The sequence below is a fragment of the Microbacterium xanthum genome (genome assembly GCF_034531355.1).
In the GTDB taxonomy this organism is placed as follows: domain Bacteria; phylum Actinomycetota; class Actinomycetes; order Actinomycetales; family Microbacteriaceae; genus Microbacterium; species Microbacterium xanthum.
Genome location: NZ_JAWHUE010000002.1, coordinates 857,768 through 875,792, shown reverse-complemented (window position 1 = coordinate 875,792; position 18,025 = coordinate 857,768). Strand labels below are relative to the sequence as shown.

Below are 18,025 nucleotides of genomic sequence, written 5' to 3'. Positions count from 1 at the left end.
CACGTCAGCATAGGCACGCCGCGACCCGCGCGGCGTCGTCGCCGCCACCGAATCACCGCCATACTGACCGAATGGCTGATGTGAGCGAATGGCTCGCCGAGTGGGGCGACCACCTCTGGACCTGGCTGGTGCTGCCCATCGTGGTGTTGCTGGGCCTCTACTTCACAGCGCGATCGGGGGTCGTCCAGTTCCGACTGATCCCGGAGATGTTCCGCACCCTGACCGACAAGACCCCCCGCACACCCGACGGCAAGCCGCAGTCGGTGTCGGCCTTCCAGGCCTTCACCATCTCCGCGGCTTCTCGCGTGGGCGTGGGCAACATCGCCGGCGTCGGCACCGCGATCGCGATCGGCGGCCCCGGGGCGGTGTTCTGGATGTGGCTCATGGCCTTCATCGGCGGCGCGTCGGCCTTCATCGAGTCCTCCCTCGCGCAGCTCTACAAGACGCGTGACGCCGACGGATTCCGCGGGGGCCCGGCGTATTACATGCAGCGCGGTCTGAACGCCCGCTGGATGGGCGTCGTCTTCGCCGTGGTCCTCATCATCTGCTTCCCCGTCGCCTTCTCGTCGTTGCAGGCCAACACCATCCAGGCCACCATCGCCGGGGGACTCGACGAGTCCGTCTCCGGCTGGCTGCCCTGGGTGATCGGGATCACCCTCAGCGCGCTCATGGCCCTGGTCATCTTCGGCGGAGTCCGCCGGATCGCGTCGGTGACACAGCTTCTGGTCCCGCTCATGGCGCTGCTGTACCTTCTCATCGGCCTGGTCATCGTCGCCCTGAACCTGGACAGGCTGCCGATGGCCGTCGCAACGATCTTCTCCGAGGCGTTCGGACCGAACGAGGTGGTCGGGGCCACCCTCGGCTACATCATCCTCACCGGCGTGAAGCGAGGCATGTTCTCCAACGAGGCGGGCCTGGGCTCGGCGCCGAACGCCAGCGCATCCGCGGCGGTGACGCACCCGGTCAAGCAGGGACTGGTGCAGACCCTGGGCGTGTACTTCGACACCTTCCTGGTCTGCTCCATCACCGCCTTCATCATCCTGGTCTCGGTCCCCGACCTCGCGAACGCCGAGCGCGGCATCGGACTGACGCAGGGAGCGGTGATCGGCACCCTCGGCGAGTGGTCGAACATCGTGCTGAGCGTCATCATCTTCCTGCTCGCGTTCAGCTCGATCCTGGGCAACTACTACTACGGCGAGAGCAACATCGAGTTCATCACCCGCAACCGCGGCGTGCTGCTCGGGTACCGGGTCGCCGCGGTCATCGCCGTTCTCATCGGCGCGCTGCTGTCCGCCGACGTCGTGTGGACCTTCGCCGACGGCGCCATGGGGTTCATGGCCCTGGTCAACCTCGTCGCGATCGGCCTGCTCTCCGGGGTCGCCTTCAAGCTCCTCCGCGACTACACCCAGCAACGGCGCGAAGGCAGAGATCCGGTCTTCACCCGCGACCGTCTCCCGGGAGTGGCGAACATCGAGGTCTGGGAGGACGAGCTGTCGGTCACCGGCCCCATCGACATCACCACGCGTGGCCGTCAGGCGGCCAAGCATCGCGATCATCTGCACGGAGGCGCTCCGCGCGGCTGACACATCCGGCACGACGGGGCAAGCCCCTCCGCACGCGAATGCGGATGTTCCTACGCTTGGGGCATGGGAACGTCCGCTGACGAAGCAGCGCGAGAAGCGACATCCACACCGGCGGTCCGCGTGGCCGCACGCCTGGGGTATGTGGCGAACGGGCTGCTCCACCTGATCCTGGGTGGGATCATCGTGTCGGTCGCCTTCGGGGCGAATGCGGACAGTGACCAGTCCGGGGCTTTCAAGGCCATCGCCGCTGCTCCTCTGGGCTTCGTCGCCCTGTGGGCCCTGGCGGCCGGGTTGTGGGCGCTGGGAGCCTGGTACGTCCTGGACGGGTTCCTGCAGCGCGATCGGCCCGGCACGAAGGGCAAAGCGAAGAAGTGGGGTCGGCGTGTGTCTCTCTGGGCGCGCGCCGCGGTCTACATCGCGCTCGGCGGCATCGCCGCGTCCGTCGCGCTCGGCTCACGCCCGAACGGCGACCAGAGCACGGAGCAGGCGAGCCAGGGCGTGCTGTCGTTGCCCGGCGGCCCGTTCATCCTCGGCGCGGCGGGCGTCGCCGTCGGCGCCATCGGCGTGGGGTTCGTCGTGATCGGGGTCCGTCGCGGCTTCCGCAAGAAAGTGGACCTTCCCCCGGGCGCTCCGGGGAAGACCGTCGTCGCCGTCGGGGTGGTGGGGTACATCGCGAAAGGTGTCTCGCTGGCCACCGTCGGGATCCTCGTCCTCGTCGCGGCGGTTCAGGTCGATCCAGATGCGGCGGGAGGGCTGGACGCTGCCATCCAGACCCTCGTCGGGCTGCCCTTCGGCCCTGTGATCGTCGCCGCCGTCGGCTTCGGCTTCCTCGCGTACGGGGTCTTCTGCGTCGTGCGGGCCCGGTACGCCCGACTGGATTCGTAAGCGCGCTGAACTTTCCTCGCGAGTCACTGCGAGGAGAGCGGAAAGTCATCGAAAGGTCACGTCGGACCACAAGGCTTCCAGGGTTCCCCTGAGCAGGTGTCGCCGCGTGCGCGCCGCTCTCCGCCATGCCCTGAAGGAGCATTCGCCTTGCATTCCCGTTTTCGATCGCGGACACGCGTCCGCGGCATCCTGGCTTCCTGTCTGACCCTCGGCCTCGCCGCGGGCACCATCGCCACCACGGCGGCCCCGGCCGTCGCGGAGACCACCGACGACGATCTCGGATCGCGCTTCACCCTCGCAGTCCTCCCCGACACGCAGTTCTACTCGCGATACGATGACGCGCTGCAATCGCAGTGGGGCGCGAACCCGTTCGATGTGCAGACCCAGTGGTTGGCCGAGCACCGACACACGCTCAACATCCCGTTCGTCACGCACCTCGGGGATGTCGTGGATCGCGCGGGGGTCCAAAGCGAGTGGATGGTCGCGGACGGCGCAATGGAGACCCTGGAAGATGCGGGTCTGCCGTACTCGATCCTCGCTGGCAACCACGACGTGAACAACAGCGACGACAGCCTCGACGACACCGACTACGACCTCGGGGCCGAGCCGTACCTGACGTGGTTTGGCCCGGAGCGCGCGGCGGACCAGGCGACATTCGGCGGCCGCGATGACACCGGCATGAGCGAGTTCCACGTGTTCGAAGCAGAAGGGCAGCAATTCCTCGTCCTCGCACTGTCGTGGCGCATATCGACTCAGACACAGCAGTGGGCTCAGGACGTCATGGACGCGCACCCCACGCTCCCGGTCATCCTGACCACGCACTCACTCCTCGCCGTCGAAAGCGATCAGGTCAGCCCGCTGGAGACGGAGTACGGCCTCGAGCTGTGGGAGAACCTGATCCGCTCGAACGATCAGATCTTCCTCACCATGAACGGCCACTCGCACGGTGCGACCGTCCTGGAGAAAACCAACGACGCCGGTCACGCGGTGACCCAGATCCTCATCGACTACCAGATGGCCGCAGACGGGGGCAACGGCTACCTCGGGCTGTACGAGTTCGACCTCACGAACAACCGCATCAACGTCCAGACGGCGTCGCCGTGGATCGTCTCCAAGCCCGCCGACCGCCTGCAGGCCTACGATCAGCCACTGCTGGAAAGCGGGACGCAGCAGTTCACAATCGAGATCGACTTCGCCGAGCGCTTCTCCGGGTTCACCGACTCGTTCACCGCTGGCTCTGCCGATGAGCCCTCCCTCAGCGCCGCCGCTCGTGACATTCTGCTCGACGGGTTCGAGGGTCCGGATCCGATCACCACCGCGCTGCCGGGTGACGAACGCGACTTCGTCGCCGTCGAAGGCACCCTCGCGCACTGGCGCTTCAACGGCGCCGAGGGTATCGCCGACGCTGACGCCGTCTTCGAGGACATCGCCGGCGACAACGACCTCCGTCGCGTCGACCCCGCCGCGACGAGCGCGGAGGGTGCGATCTGGGAGGACGTCACGATCCAGTCGGATGACGTCCATGGATTCTCCTCCGATGGAGCCGCCGCATGCTTCGACGCGTCCTCCGGAGCGCGTTACAGCTACCTTTCGACGGCGCAGGACGCGCCGCTCAACGACGTCGTCCTCAGTGACGGGTACACCATTGAGACGTTCGTGAAGATGGACGCCGATTGGGACGCCGCCGACAACCAGTGGTCGAAGTTCCTCACCCGCACGGGCAATCGCTCGACCATCGACGGCGTGCCGTGGTCGCGATGGGACTACACCGCATCTCCGACGGCTTTGGGAATCTCGAACCTGCGCGAGTTCCAGTACACGAGCATCCCGGCGGAGACGACCAAGGGCGACAAGACCAACTGGTCGGGCGAGATCATGGTCGACACTTGGACCCACATCGCCCTGGTCAACGATCCCGAGGCGATGACGACCACTCTCTACGTCGACGGTGCGCCGGTGCTGCGCAACGCGGTGGACACCGTGGGTATGGCCTTCAACGAGGGGATGCCCTGGATCCTCGGGGCGGACTGGGTCGATGACGCAGCGCGCAACGGCTGGCATGGCTGCATTGGCGAGACGCGGATCATCGACCACCCGACCACGCCTGAACAGTGGCTGACCCAGCGGGCCGACCTCTCCGACCTCCAGCTGGGGACGGCGCCGGAAGGCGAACTGCCCGCAGGCACCGAGACCGCAACCTTCCGTGGCACGGGACTGGCCGGAGCCGACGTGCACCTGACGAGTCTCATCACCGGGTCGGGGATGGCGCGGACCGCCGTCGACCTCGCCGGAGCGAGCACCGTCGTGAACGCCGACGGCACCTGGGAGATCGTGGTCGATAGCGGCCTGGACGCCGGAACACACACCGTTTCCCTCACCCAGGCGCTCGGCAGCCGGCAGTCGGAGCCGGTGATCGTGACCTTCTCGATCGCAGAGGCGGCTGCTCCGACCCCGGATCCGACCGACAGCGCGGAGCCCACCTCGGGGCCCGAAGCTCCCGCAGAGGGAGATGCCGCCGGCGCCGGCGACGCGCAGGACCTCGCGGTGACCGGGTTCGACGCCACTGGGCTGGTGGCACTCGGCGCAGCTGCCCTCGTGGCCGCTGTCGCCGGCTTCGCGCTTCTGATCGCGCGACGGCGCGCCGCCAGGGCCTGATCGGAACGGGGTCCCGCCACCTCGGTGGCGGGACCCCGTTCGCGGTGTCAGCGGAGTTCGGCCACGGCCGCGGCCGCTTCCTCGGCGGGCACGGTCATCCGCTCCCCCGTCCGCCGGTCCCAGAGTTCGACCTGTCCGTCGGCGGCACCGCGGCCGACGATGAGGATGCGAGGCACGCCCACGAGTTCGGCGTCACCGAACTTCACGCCGGGAGAGACCTTCGGCCGGTCGTCGAAGACCACGTCGAGACCCTTCGCCTCGAGCTCGGCGGCCAGCGTCTCGGCGAGCTCGAAGGCGACCGGGTCCTTGCCGGTGGCCACGACGTGCACGTCGAATGGGGCGACGGATGCCGGCCAGATGAGGCCGCGGTCGTCGTTGTTCAGCTCGGCGATGATCGCGAGGATGCGCGTGACGCCGATCCCGTAGGAGCCCATGGTCACGGTCACGAGCTTGCCGTTCTCATCGAGGACCTTCAGCCCCAGCGCCTCGGCGTACTTGCGTCCGAGCTGGAAGACGTGTCCGATCTCCATCCCGCGGGCCAGCGATACCGGGCCGGAGCCGTCCGGCGCCGGATCCCCCTCCCGCACCGCGGCGACCTCCACCACGCCGTCGGCGGTGAAGTCGCGACCGGCGACCAGGCTGTGCACGTGCTTCTCGTGGACATTGGCGCCGGTGATCCACGCCGAACCGTCCACGATCCGCGGATCGAGCAGGTATCGGATACCGGTGGTCGACTCTTCGCCGAGGACGGCCCCCTCGGGCGACCACGGTCCGATGTAGCCCTTGACGAGCCCCGGATGCCGGGCGAAGTCCTCATCCGTCGCGGGCTCGACCTCGGCCGGAGCGAAGGCGACCTCGACGCGCTTGTCGTCCACCTCGCGGTCACCGGGCACCCCGACGACGACGAGCTCGCGCGTACCGTCCAGGTGGGTGAGCGCCAGCACGACGTTCTTCAGCGTGTCCGCGGCGGTGAACGCCCCCTCGAGGTGGGCGTTGCAGTGATCGACCAGGGTGGCGATCGTCGGGGTCGCGGGCGAGTCGAAGACGACGGGGGCTGGCTGACCCTCGAGCGCGATCGGCTCCGGCGCGGTCGTGGTGAACGCCTCGACGTTCGCGGCGTACCCGCCGTCGCTGCGCACGAAGGTGTCCTCGCCGACGGGCGTCGGGTGCAGGAACTCCTCCGAGCGCGATCCTCCCATCGCCCCGGCATCGGCCTGAACGATCACGTATTCCAGCCCCAGGCGTCGGAAGATCCGCTCGTAGGCGTCCCGCTGCGCCATGTACGACGCGTCCAGTCCCTCGTCCGACGAGTCGAACGAGTACGCGTCCTTCATGGTGAACTCGCGTCCACGCAGCAGGCCGGCGCGCGGTCGGGCCTCGTCGCGGTACTTGTCCTGGATCTGGTAGATCGTCAGCGGCAGATCCTTGTAGGACGAGTAGAGATCCTTCACCAGCAGGGTGAACGCCTCTTCGTGCGTCGGGGCGAGCAGGTAGTCGGCCCCCTTGCGGTCCTTCAGGCGGAAGATGCCGTCTCCGTACTCCTCCCATCGTCCCGTCGCCTCATACGGTTCGCGCGGCATGAGGGCCGGGAAGTGCACCTCCTGGGCGCCGGCGGCGGTCATCTCCTCGCGGATGATCTGCTCGAGGCGGTTCTTGACCCGCAGCCCGAGCGGCAGCCAGGCGAAGATGCCCGGGGCCTGCCGACGGATGTAGCCGGCGCGCACGAGCAGCTTGTGACCGACGACCTCGGCCTCGGCCGGGTCTTCGCGGAGCGTACGGAGGAACAGGTGCGACAGACGGGTGACCACGATCGACAAGTCTACGGCCGATATCGCTCGCGACCGCGACGCCCGATGTGCAGCGCCTCGCGGACGACGAGCCCCGCGATGAGCGCCCAGAAGGCCGCTCCCACTCCGGCTACGACGACGCCGGACGCCGCGACGAGGAAGGTGACCACCGCAGGCAGCCGCTCCCCGGGATCATCGATGGCCTGCTGCACCGCGGACCCGAACGCCGCGAACAGCGCTACCCCGGCCACGGCCGGGATCACGGCGGTCGGCGCGACGGCCACCAGCGCCACCAGAGCGGCGGACATCCCGCCGAGCACGATCGCGGTCGCCCCTGTCGAGACCCCTGCCACCCACCGGCGCCGCGCATCCGGATCCGCTTCGGGCGCGGCGGCGAGCGCCGCGCTGATCGCCGCGAGATTGATCGCATGACCGCCCGCCGCAGCCCCCACCGCCGTGCCGATACCGGTGACGGTCATCGCCGGCCGCCACGGCACGTCGTAGCCGAAGCTGCGCATGATGGCCACACCGGGGACGTTCTGCGACGCCATCGTCACCAGGAACAGCGGCAGGGCGATCCCCATCACGGCCCCCACGGTGAGCTGCGGCATCGTGAACTCGAGCCGCGGCACGAGCGCCGCGGGATCCATGACCGTCCCGGCGCCGGCGACATGCACGACGATCACCGACGCGGCGGCGACGAAGGCCGCCGGCGCCGCCCATCGCGGGGCGAGCCGAGCGACGACGAGCCACGTCAGCACGACGGGGGCCACGCCCCACGGGTTCTCCGTCAACCCGGTGACCGGCGCCAGACACAACGGCAGCAGCACGCCGGCGAGCATCGCCTGGGCGATCGAGGGCGGGATACGGGCGATGAGGCGGCCGAGCCGCGGCCACAGGGCCGTGAGCAGAATGAGCGCCGCGGCGACGAAGAAGGCTCCGACCGCCGCCGGCCATCCCCCGTCGACGACGCCGGTCGTGGCGAGCACGGCCGCGCCGGGAGTGGACCACGCGACGGTGATCGGCATCCGATAGCGCCACGCGAGCACGATGGTGGCCACGCCCATCGTCAGGCACAGCACGAGGAGTCCGCTGGCGGCCTGCCGATCGGTCGCCCCGACGGCGGCGAGGCCGGTCAGGACCACGGCGAACGACGAGGTGACGCCGACGAGCGCGGTCACCACTCCGGCGACGATGGGGCGGGCGGGGCCCACCCGTGTCTGGGCGCTCACCCGGGCGACGCTACCTGGTCGCGGCCGGGCGCGGTCACAGCGCGGGGAGCCCGTCGAGCGAGGTGGTGTTGTTGGCCTCGCGATAGGTCGCGAGGCCGTCCGCGCCTTTCTTCTGCGCCCACGGTCGGATGATGTCGCGCTCCGCGACGAAGTCCATCTGCGGCACACCCCACCCGCAGGAATCCGACGCCCGTTCGACGTCGACCACGATCACCGCCCGCGCACCGACGTGGCCCGGGTGCTCGGCTTCCACGCGCGCGAACAGGTCGTCCCCGGGCAGCACGATCCGCCCCCGCCCGTGCAGGCGCACGATGCGCGGCCGGGCATCGAACGAACAGAACATGACGGTGATGCGCCCGTTCTCGCGCACGTGGGCGATGGTCTCGGCTCCACTGCCGGTGAGATCCAGCCAGGCCACGGTCCGCTCATCGAGGATGCTGAGGGAGTCAAGGCCCCGCGGTGACAGGTTCACCCGCCCCTGCGCCGACAGTGGCGCGGTGGCCACGAAGAACATGTGCTGATCGGTGATCCACGCGGCGAGCGTGTCATCGATGCCGTCGAAGGTCTTCCCCATGTGACGAGTGTGGCACCGACATAGGCTGGATCGGGTGACCTCCGTACTCCTGACCGGCTTCGAGCCGTTCGCCGACGACCCGACCAATCCCTCCGGCGACGCGGTGCGGTTGGTCGCCGACGGATGGGACGGCGAGGCGCGCGTGATCACCGAGGTGCTGCCGGTGAGTTTCGACGGCGCCGCGGCACGCCTCGAGGAGCTCGTGGCGCGCCACACCCCCGATGTCGTCATCGCGACGGGGCTCGCGGGCGGCCGCGACGCGGTGACCCCCGAGCGGGTGGCGGTCAATCTGCAGGATGCTCGCATCCCCGACAACGCCGGCGCGCAACCGGTCGACGTGCCCTGCGTGCTCGGTGGTGCGACGGCGCTCTTCGCGTCGCTTCCGGTGAAGGCGATCGTCCGTGACATCGCCGCCGGCGGCATCCCCGCCAGGGTCTCCCTGTCAGCGGGGTCCTACGTGTGCAACCACGTCTTCTATCTCGCCGCTCATCTGGCCGAGACGCGGCCGGGGATGCGGGCCGGCTTCATCCACGTGCCGTGGGACACCGCCCACGCGCCGGACGGGCACCCCGCGCTGCCCCTCGCCGACATCGCCGCTGCCCTCCACCTCGCCATCGAGACCACGCTGGCGACGCCCGCCGACATCTCCGTCCCGGCCGGCGCAATCCACTGACCCGTGGTCGGCCACGCCGCACCGCACGCTCCGGTCGGAGAATGTTGTCGATGTCGGAGGATGCTGGGGGAATTCTCCGACATCGGCGCGATCCTCCGACATCGGCGGATCAGGAGGTGAGGACCTGGGCGGTGCCGGTGGGGGCGTCGGGGCCCATCTCCTCGGCGAGGCGGTTGGCTTCGGCGATGAGCGTCTCGACGATCTCGGCCTCCGGCACGGTCTTGATGACCTCGCCCTTGACGAAGATCTGGCCCTTGCCGTTCCCGCTCGCGACCCCCAGGTCGGCGTCGCGCGCCTCGCCGGGTCCGTTGACGACGCACCCCATCACCGCCACGCGCAGCGGCACGGACATGTCCTTCAACCCCTCGGTCACCGAGTCTGCGAGGCTGTAGACGTCGACCTGCGCACGACCGCACGACGGACAGGACACGATCTCGAGCGTGCGCTCCCGCAGGTTCAGCGACTGGAGGATCTGGTGTCCGACCTTGACCTCCTCGGCCGGCGGCGCCGACAACGACACGCGGATGGTGTCGCCGATGCCCTCGGAGAGCAGGATGCCGAAAGCCGTCGCACTCTTGATCGTGCCCTGGAACGCCGGCCCCGCCTCGGTGACACCGAGGTGGAGGGGCCAATCGCCCCGCTCGGCGAGCTGGCGGTAGGCCTTGACCATCACGATCGGGTCGTTGTGCTTGACCGAGATCTTGAAGTCGTGGAAGTCGTGCTCCTCGAACAGCGACGCTTCCCAGACCGCGGATTCCACCAGGGCCTCCGGGGTCGCTTTGCCGTACTTCTCCAGCAGCCGCCGGTCGAGGGACCCGGCGTTCACGCCGATGCGCAGCGAGACGCCCGCGGCCTGGGCGGCCTTCGCGATCGCACCCACCTGATCGTCGAACTTGCGGATGTTGCCCGGGTTCACACGCACCGCCGCGCACCCCGCGTCGATGGCCTGGAAGACGTACTTCGGCTGGAAGTGGATATCGGCGATGACCGGGATCTGGCTCTTCTTCGCGATGATGTGGAGCACATCGGCGTCGTCCTGGCTGGGGACGGCGACGCGGACGATCTCGCACCCGGATGCGGTCAGCTCGGCGATCTGCTGAAGGGTCGCGTTGATGTCGGTGGTCGGCGTCGTCGTCATCGACTGCACGCTGACGGGGGCGCCGCCGCCCACGAGGACCTTGCCGACGCGGATCTGCCGGCTCTTGCGGCGCGGCGCGAGGACCTCCGGCACGGACGGCATTCCGATGTTCACTGCGGGCACGACCCCAGCGTACGCCGCTCGATCCGGACGCGGGGTGCTCCCGGGCGCCCGTGACAACCGCTGTGGTAGGTTCGGCGCATGTTCCCGCGACGTCCCTGGTGGCCCACCGCATAGGCGGTGGCATCGCGCGAACGAGTGACCGCCCCTGACAGACACGGGCGGTCTTCTTCTCTGCACGGGCGGACCCGCCCCTCCGACGAGAGAACCCGATGAGCACGCCTGCACCCTCCCTCGCCTCCCTGGTCGCCAGCGACGCCCCGTTCGCCCTCATCGCCCGCGACCCCGACACGGTCGAACTGCTCACCGGCGACGTGGTCGATGTCGACCTGCTCGGCGACATCCCGCTCACCGCCCCCGACGGCACGCCCCGCGAGGTCCTCGCGCTCGTGCCGTACCGCCAGGTGCGCGAGCGCGGCTTCATCTGCCACGACGACGGCGCACCGCTTCGCTGCCTCGTCGTGACCGATCACGCGTCCTTCCCCCGGGACGAGCTCACAGCCGCCCTTCCGGATGCGACGATCCCGCTCGCCGACGCGGGATTCGACATCGACGATGAGGATTACGCCGACATCGTCCGGCGTGTGATCGCCGACGAGATCGGTCGCGGGGAGGGCGCGAACTTCGTCATCCGGCGCGACTTCACCGCATCGGTGGACGCTGATCCCCGCACGGCCGCCCTCACGTGGTTCCGTGCTCTTCTCGAGCACGAACACGGTGCGTACTGGACCTTCGCGATCGTGACCGACGGTCACGTCGCCGTCGGGGCGAGCCCCGAGGCGCATGTGAGCGCGCACGAGGGCGTCGTGACGATGAATCCGATCTCCGGCACCTTCCGTCACCCGGAGGGCGGAGCGACCGCGGAGAGCCTCAGCGCGTTCCTCGAGTCGACCAAGGAGACCGAGGAACTCTTCATGGTCGTCGACGAAGAGCTGAAGATGATGAGCGCGGTGTGCACCGACGGCGGACGCATCACCGGACCGCGGCTGAAGGAGATGTCACGGCTCACCCACACCGAGTACGTCCTCCGCGGGCGCAGCCGGCTGGACCCGCGCGACATCCTCCGGGAGACGATGTTCGCCCCGACGGTCACCGGCTCCCCCATGCAGAACGCGTGCACCGTGATCGCCCGCCACGAACCCTCCCCTCGCGGGTACTACTCGGGGGTCGCCGCGCTGTTCACACCCCGAGCATCGCAGGTCCAGGGCGAACCGACCCACGATCTGGATGCGCCGATCCTCATCCGCACCGCGTACCTCGTCGACGGGGCCCTGCGCGTCCCGGTCGGCGCCACCCTCGTGCGCCACTCCGACCCGTACGGCGAGGTCGGTGAGACGCACGGCAAGGCCGCCGGCGTGCTGGGGGCCATCGGCGCCGTGCCGCGGGACACGCCCGTCCCCGCCGAGGACGACGACGCGCCGACGCAGCCTCGCGTGCTGCTGGCCGAGGACCCGGAGATCGCGGCACGGCTCGCATCCCGGAACGTGCGCCTGGCCGAGTTCTGGCTGAATCCGCAGGACGGCGGCGAGCGCGGCCCGTTCGCGGGGCGGCACGCCGTGGTGGTCGATGCGGAGGACCGCTTCACCACGATGCTCGCCCACCAGCTGCGTCATCTGGGCCTGGAGGTCTCCATCGCGCCGTGGAACACCGTCACCGACGAGAAGGTGGTCGGTGCGGAGCTGCTCGTCTGCGGCCCCGGGCCCGGCGACCCCCGCCAGTCGTCCGCGCCGCGCATCGCCCGGATGCGCGAGGTGGTCGCGATGCGACGCGCGAGCGGGCGCCCCCTGCTGGCGGTGTGCCTGAGCCACCAGATCCTCGCCGATGGACTCGGCGTGGACCTCGCCCCGCTCGAACGCCCGCATCAGGGCGTGCAGCTGAGCGTGGACGTGTTCGGCGAGCCGGCGTCGATCGGCTTCTACAACACCTTCACCGCCTCCGTCCGCCCGGGCACGACGAGGGTCGGGGGCGCCGAGGTCGCCGCAGACCCCGACACCGGCGCCGTGTACGCCCTGCGCGGTCCGGGGTTCGCCTCGGTGCAGGGACACCTCGAATCGATTCTGTCCCGTGACGGCCTGCGCACGCTCGAGCGCCTCGTCACCGACGCCTTCGCCCCAACAGAGGTCTAGTCGCCCTTTCCGGCCCCGTCCCCCGCCGGCGGACCGCCGGTGTTCACGCGGCGCCGGTCAGGATCCGAACAGCGAGATCGGGTTGACGATGTCGGCGAGGATCAGCACCGCGCCCATCGCGATGAGACAGACGACCACGACGAAGGTCACGGGAACCAGCTTGGTCGCATCCACCGGGGCGGGCGGCGGGCGCCGGAAGAGCTTCGCCCAGGCCCGCTTCACGCCGTCCCACAGCGCGACGACGATATGACCGCCGTCCAGCGGCAGGAGCGGGATGAGATTGAACACGAACAGGGCGATGTTCAAGGAGGCCAGCACCGACAGAATTCCGGCGACCCGGTTGAGGATGGGGGCCTCTGCGGAGGCGACCTCGCCGGCGATGACTCCTGCGCCGACGATGCTGAGCGGGCCGTCGGGATCCCGTTCACCGCCGGTCACAAGGGTCACACCGGTCTCCCACACCTTCACCGGGAGCTGCCACATGATTCCGGCGACGGCGCCGACGTTCTCGAACGCCATCTGCGGGCCCACCCAGATCGGCTGCGACTGCAACTCGCTGACCGGTGAGATCCCGATGAAACCGACCTCCTCGGTGACCACGACGTCCTCGTCGTCGGTCACGGCGCGCCCGGAGTCGTCGTACACCGGGCGCTCGGTCAGCAACGGCGTGACCGTCAGGGTCGCCTCTTCGCCGTCGCGCAGGACGGCGACATCCAGCGGCACCCCGGGAGCGTCGCGGATGATCGCCGAGGCCTCGTCGAAGTCGGCGACGGCCACGCCGTCGATCGAGACGATCTGATCCCCCGGGAGCATCCCCGCCTGCGCTGCGGGCGCGACCGGGTCGTCGGCCGTGCAGTCGGTCTGATCCGACGATGCCGGGACCACGCACTCGGACACCGACGCGACAGTGGTCGTCGCGGTCGACATCCCGATGCCAGAGGCGAGCAGCGCGAACAGCACGATGGCGAACAAGAGGTTCATGACCGGGCCGCCGAGCATGATGATGACACGCTGGAAGACCGGCAGCCGGTAGAAGACGCGCTCGTCGGCGTCACCGTCGACGGTCTCGTCATTGGCGGCTCGGGCGTCTTGAACCATCGTCGCGAAGAAACCGCCCCCGGCGCGGCCTTCTCCCGCGCGCTCGGCAGGGGTGGGCGGATACATGCCGGCCATCGAGATGTAGCCGCCGATCGGCAGCGCCTTCACGCCATACTCGGTCTCGCCGAAGCGACGCGACCACAGGGTCGGACCGAAACCGATCATGTACTGGCCCACCCGGACGCCGAAGCGCTTGGCCGGGACGAGATGCCCGATCTCGTGCAGCGCGATCGACACCGCCAGCCCGACGAAGAGCAGCGCGAAGCCGACGACGAATGCGATCACGAACCCACGCTACCCGCGGCTCCCTTTGAATGGGCCGCGAGGTGAGAGGATGGATGCCGCCATGCCGACCGACACCGCATCCCACCTGCCGCCCGTGCTGCGCCCGGAGAACCCGCCGACGCACGCCCTGGCCGCCTTCGCCGAGGCCGTCGGAGCCCGATCCTCCGACGACCTGTCCGGCATCACCCTCTCGGGGATCACCCTCGCCACCGCCGACCTGGCGCCCGGAGACGTTTTCGTCGCCGTGCGCGGGGTCAACAGACACGGAGCGGACTTCTCCGCCGCGGCCGCGGAGGCGGGTGCCGTCGCGGTCGTCACCGATGCCGCTGGGGAGCCCGCCGCGCGCGCGGCCGGCATCCCCGTTCTGGTCGTCGACGACCCGCGGGCAGCGCTCGGCGACATGTCGGCATGGGTATACGCCACCGGCGCGGACGACGACCTGCCGCTGCTGTTGGGGACGACCGGCACCAACGGCAAGACGAGCGTGTCGCATCTGCTGGAGGGGATCCTCGCGCAGATCGGGGCGGTCACGGGCCTGTCCTCCACCGCCGAACGTCACATCGCCGGCCAGGTCATCGTGTCGCGACTCACGACGCCCGAGGCCTACGAGATGCACGCGCTGCTCGCGCTCATGCGCGAACGTGGCGTCGAGGCCGTCGCCGTCGAGGTCAGCGCCCAGGCGCTGTCCCGGCGCCGAGTGGACGGGATGATGTTCGACGTCGCCGGGTTCACCAACCTGTCCCACGACCACCTGGACGACTACGCCGACATGGGCGAGTACTTCGAGGCGAAACTGCCGCTGTTCCGCCCGGACCGGTCCCGGCGCGCGGTCATCGGCCTCGACTCCGCCTCCGGCGCCGACGTCGTCGCCGCGTGCGAGGTCCCCTACGTCACCGTGGGCACCCCCGACATCGCCGAAGACCCGGGTTCCGCCGCGCGGGCGGACTGGGTCGTGCAGATCCTCGACGAGCAGCAGATCGGCACCCGCTTCGCCCTCGTTTCGCGCGACGGGCGTCGCCTCGAGACGACCGTCCCCGTGATCGGACGCCATATGGCGGCCAACGCCGGCCTCGCGATCGTCATGGTCCTCGAAGCCGGCTACGAATGGGAGCGGGTGGCGACCGCGCTCGAGGGCCGTCGCATCGAGGCCTACCTGCCGGGCCGTGCCGAGCTCGTATCGGGCGAGGCCGGACCGGCGGTGTACGTCGACTTCGGCCACTCGCCGGATGCGTTCGAGAAGACGCTCGCCGCGGTGCGACGCGTGACCCCGGGCCGCGTCCTGATGTTGTTCGGTGCCGACGGTGATCGCGACACGACCAAGCGCCACGACATGGGGCGCACCGCGGTGGAGGGCAGCGACGTCCTCGTCGTCACCGATCACCACCCTCGCCACGAGGAACCCGACTCGATCCGCGCCACGCTGATCGAAGGGGCCCGCCGGGCTCGTCCCGACGCCGACATCCGTGAGTCCTCGCCGCCCGAACGCGCGATCCGCGAGGCGATCGCGCTCGTCGGAGAAGGCGACGCGATCCTGTGGGCGGGACCGGGCCATCAGGATTACCGCGACATCCGCGGCACCCGGACCCCCTACTCTGCGCGCGAGCTCGCCCGACGCGCCCTGCGGGACGCCGGCTGGGCGGTCCCCGAGCCGCGCTGGCCGGTCCCCTACCCTGCCGACGACACCCCGGACTCCGATCCGCTGCGACCCTCGCGGTGAATCAGCGGGTCGCGACCGCCCGATCGGCGGCATCGCGCGCCCACCGTTCCGCTTCCGCGAGCGTTTCCCGCGTGAGCTCCGAGGGCGGCTCGTGGGCGTCCACGACGGAGGCGACGGTATCGACGATGCCGGTGAACGACAGCGCGCCGCCGTGGAAGGCGTCGACCGCCTGCTCGTTGGCCGCGTTGAACACGGCCGGATAGGTCGAGCCGGCGCGCCCGACCTGCTTGGCCAAGGCGACCGCCGGGAACGCCTCTTCGTCGAGCGGCTCGAAGGTCCACGACGTCGACCGCGTCCAGTCCAGCGGCGCCCCCACCCCGCCGACTCGGTGAGGCCAGTCCAGGCCGAGGGAGATGGGAAGTCGCATGTCCGGCGGCGATGCCTGGGCGATCGTCGAGCCGTCGATGAACTCCACCATCGAGTGGACGATCGACTGCGGGTGCACGACGACGTCGATGCGGTCCAGCGGCACGTCGAACAGAAGGTGGGCTTCGATCACCTCGAGGCCCTTGTTCACGAGCGTCGCCGAGTTGGTGGTCACCACGCGCCCCATGTCCCAGGTGGGATGCGCGAGCGCCTCCACCGGGGTGACGTGCACGAGATCCTCGCGGCTGCGACCGCGGAAGGGCCCGCCGGACGCCGTCAGCACCAGGCGCCGCACCTCGGGACGATCCCCGCTTCGCAAGGCCTGGGCGATGGCGGAGTGCTCGGAGTCCACCGGCACGATCTGCCCGGGAGCGGCAAGCCGCCGCACCAGATCCCCGCCGACGATCAGCGACTCTTTGTTCGCGAGCGCCAGGGTCGTGCCGGTCTCGAGCGCGGCGAGCGTCGGACCGAGACCGACCGAGCCGGTGATGCCGTTGAGGACGACGTCGGCGGGCACGTCCCGGACGAGCTGACACGCCTCGTCGGCACCGAGCGCGGTGTGCTCGACACCGAACGCCTCCGCCTGGGCCGTCATCTCCGCGCGAGAGGTGTGCGCCGAGAGCCCCACGACCTCGAAGCGGTGGGGGTTGGCCCGGATGACGTCGAGGGCCTGCGTCCCGATGGAGCCCGTGGAACCGAGGACGATGACGCGCCGCATCCGGTCAGCCTACCGAGCGGCCCGCGCGGGCGTCATTCGACGGCGACGGGGTGCTGGGTTCCGAGGATGTCCACGACGAAGACGAGAGTCTCCTCCTGGAGCTCGTTGCCCTCGCTGTCGCCGTAGCCGAACTCCGGCGGGATGACCACGAGCACCTGCGAGCCCACGGTCTGACCCTCCAGCGCCTGCTGGAAGCCCGCGACGACGCCGGTCGTCGTGAAGGTCGCGGGGGTGTCGCGGTCCCAACTGGAATCGAACACCTCGCCGTCGGACCACTTCACTCCCGTGTAGTGCACCAGGACGGTATCGCCCTCTTCGACGGTGGCCCCGTCGCCGACCTTCAGCTCGGCGATCTCGACATCGGTGGGAGCGTCGGCGTCCGGAACGGTGATCGTGGGGGCCCCGGCATCGTCGAGGGTGACCTCGGGGAAACCGTCGACCGGGTCCTGCTCCTCACCCCACGCGGCGTCGGGGACGACGTCGAGCAGATCGAACACGTAGACCTCGGCGGAGTTGGCATCGCTGGCCGGGAAGGCCGCGACCACGCGCGTTCCCGGAGTCGCGCATCCGACGATCTGGCCGATGGGGTTGTCGGGCGAGATCTGAGCGGGCAGGATCTCGGCACCCTCGTAACCGAGCGATCCGAGCTCTTCGCCCGTCTCCGCGCTGTACGCCGTCAGTGCGTAGGAGACGAGGTCGCCGGAAGAGACCGGGTCGCCGTCTCCCTCGGCGACGACGGTGCTCTGAAGCTCGCCGACCTCCAGCGGGAAATCGAAGGTCGCGGTCGACTCTTCGCCGATGTCCCCTTCGACGGTGACGGCCTCTGACGCCGCCCCCGACGGGGCGGCGGCGGCGCACAGGTCCTGCAGGTCGGCGGAGGGTGAGGCATCGGGATCGGTGTCGGATGCACCGCATCCGACGAGCAGGATCGCCGATGCGGCGACGGCGGAGAAGGCGAACAGGGGGCGATTGCGCACGAAGACCTCGAGACGGTGGACAGACACGGTCCTCTCCATCCTGCCTCAGCGCGCCTTTGTCCGCGCTGAGAGCGGGCACTCCGTGACCCGG

General features: G+C 69.8%; 13 protein-coding genes. 6 read left to right on the top strand and 7 right to left on the bottom strand.

Going from position 1 to position 18,025, the window contains the following annotated elements:
• The first annotated feature begins 71 nt into the window (after positions 1–71).
• The 3 genes from RZO50_RS09520 (at position 72) to RZO50_RS09510 (ending at position 5,123) form a co-directional block, all read left to right on the top strand.
• A complete protein-coding gene (locus RZO50_RS09520) occupies positions 72–1,583 on the top strand; it encodes an alanine/glycine:cation symporter family protein (protein ID WP_322599468.1) in 1,512 nt (503 codons plus the stop codon).
• A 63-nt stretch (positions 1,584–1,646) separates the two neighbouring features.
• Positions 1,647–2,468 carry a DUF1206 domain-containing protein gene (locus tag RZO50_RS09515; RefSeq protein WP_322599467.1) on the top strand — a complete coding sequence of 274 codons (822 nt, stop codon included), beginning with the start codon at positions 1,647–1,649 and terminating at the stop codon, positions 2,466–2,468.
• 147 nt (positions 2,469–2,615) lie between these two features.
• Positions 2,616–5,123 (top strand): LamG-like jellyroll fold domain-containing protein, encoded by a 2,508-nt coding sequence (locus RZO50_RS09510; protein WP_322599466.1) that lies wholly within the window; start codon positions 2,616–2,618, stop codon positions 5,121–5,123.
• A gap of 47 nt (positions 5,124–5,170) precedes the next feature.
• Here the strand turns inward: RZO50_RS09510 and RZO50_RS09505 are convergent, their stop codons facing one another.
• Genes RZO50_RS09505 through RZO50_RS09495 form a run of 3 tightly spaced genes read right to left on the bottom strand, consistent with a single transcriptional unit; the run spans position 5,171 to position 8,716 of the window.
• The gene (locus RZO50_RS09505) at positions 5,171–6,931 is read right to left on the bottom strand and encodes a proline--tRNA ligase (RefSeq protein WP_322599465.1); all 1,761 of its coding nucleotides are present in this window, start codon (positions 6,929–6,931) and stop codon (positions 5,171–5,173) included.
• 11 nt (positions 6,932–6,942) lie between these two features.
• Positions 6,943–8,142, bottom strand: a complete 1,200-nt coding sequence (locus RZO50_RS09500; RefSeq protein ID WP_322599464.1) for a benzoate/H(+) symporter BenE family transporter — start codon at positions 8,140–8,142, stop codon at positions 6,943–6,945.
• Positions 8,143–8,176: 34 nt separating this feature from the next.
• Complete coding sequence (locus RZO50_RS09495) at positions 8,177–8,716, bottom strand: pyridoxamine 5'-phosphate oxidase family protein (RefSeq protein WP_322599463.1); 540 nt, start codon at positions 8,714–8,716, stop codon at positions 8,177–8,179.
• Positions 8,717–8,750: 34 nt separating this feature from the next.
• On the opposite strand from RZO50_RS09495, the gene pcp reads away from it, so the two are divergent.
• A complete protein-coding gene (pcp, locus tag RZO50_RS09490; protein WP_322599462.1) occupies positions 8,751–9,389 on the top strand; it encodes a pyroglutamyl-peptidase I in 639 nt (212 codons plus the stop codon).
• A 109-nt stretch (positions 9,390–9,498) separates the two neighbouring features.
• Here the strand turns inward: pcp and ispG are convergent, their stop codons facing one another.
• Positions 9,499–10,629, bottom strand: a complete 1,131-nt coding sequence (gene ispG / locus RZO50_RS09485; RefSeq protein WP_322599587.1) for a flavodoxin-dependent (E)-4-hydroxy-3-methylbut-2-enyl-diphosphate synthase — start codon at positions 10,627–10,629, stop codon at positions 9,499–9,501.
• A gap of 230 nt (positions 10,630–10,859) precedes the next feature.
• Here ispG and RZO50_RS09480 point away from each other — a divergent pair, with 230 nt between their 5' ends.
• The gene (locus RZO50_RS09480; RefSeq protein ID WP_322599461.1) at positions 10,860–12,773 is read left to right on the top strand and encodes an anthranilate synthase family protein; all 1,914 of its coding nucleotides are present in this window, start codon (positions 10,860–10,862) and stop codon (positions 12,771–12,773) included.
• A gap of 57 nt (positions 12,774–12,830) precedes the next feature.
• On the opposite strand, the gene RZO50_RS09475 is transcribed toward RZO50_RS09480, so the two are convergent.
• Positions 12,831–14,156, bottom strand: a complete 1,326-nt coding sequence (locus RZO50_RS09475; protein WP_322599460.1) for a M50 family metallopeptidase — start codon at positions 14,154–14,156, stop codon at positions 12,831–12,833.
• A 61-nt stretch (positions 14,157–14,217) separates the two neighbouring features.
• On the opposite strand from RZO50_RS09475, the gene RZO50_RS09470 reads away from it, so the two are divergent.
• Positions 14,218–15,873, top strand: a complete 1,656-nt coding sequence (locus tag RZO50_RS09470) for a Mur ligase family protein (protein ID WP_322599459.1) — start codon at positions 14,218–14,220, stop codon at positions 15,871–15,873.
• Between the two features lies 1 nt (position 15,874).
• Here the strand turns inward: RZO50_RS09470 and dxr are convergent, their stop codons facing one another.
• Positions 15,875–16,957 carry a 1-deoxy-D-xylulose-5-phosphate reductoisomerase gene (dxr, locus tag RZO50_RS09465; protein ID WP_322599458.1) on the bottom strand — a complete coding sequence of 361 codons (1,083 nt, stop codon included), beginning with the start codon at positions 16,955–16,957 and terminating at the stop codon, positions 15,875–15,877.
• A gap of 32 nt (positions 16,958–16,989) precedes the next feature.
• The gene (locus RZO50_RS09460; RefSeq protein ID WP_322599457.1) at positions 16,990–17,961 is read right to left on the bottom strand and encodes an FKBP-type peptidyl-prolyl cis-trans isomerase; all 972 of its coding nucleotides are present in this window, start codon (positions 17,959–17,961) and stop codon (positions 16,990–16,992) included.
• Between the last annotated feature and the right edge of the window lie 64 nt (positions 17,962–18,025).

Coding starts and splice junctions, on each gene's coding strand:
- RZO50_RS09520 (WP_322599468.1), top strand. CDS start 72: ATGGCTGATGTGAGCGAATGGCTCGCCGAGTGGGGCGACCACCTCTGG.
- RZO50_RS09515 (WP_322599467.1), top strand. CDS start 1,647: ATGGGAACGTCCGCTGACGAAGCAGCGCGAGAAGCGACATCCACACCG.
- RZO50_RS09495 (WP_322599463.1), bottom strand. CDS start 8,716: ATGGGGAAGACCTTCGACGGCATCGATGACACGCTCGCCGCGTGGATC.
- ispG (WP_322599587.1), bottom strand. CDS start 10,629: ATGCCGTCCGTGCCGGAGGTCCTCGCGCCGCGCCGCAAGAGCCGGCAG.
- RZO50_RS09480 (WP_322599461.1), top strand. CDS start 10,860: ATGAGCACGCCTGCACCCTCCCTCGCCTCCCTGGTCGCCAGCGACGCC.
- RZO50_RS09470 (WP_322599459.1), top strand. CDS start 14,218: ATGCCGACCGACACCGCATCCCACCTGCCGCCCGTGCTGCGCCCGGAG.
- dxr (WP_322599458.1), bottom strand. CDS start 16,957: ATGCGGCGCGTCATCGTCCTCGGTTCCACGGGCTCCATCGGGACGCAG.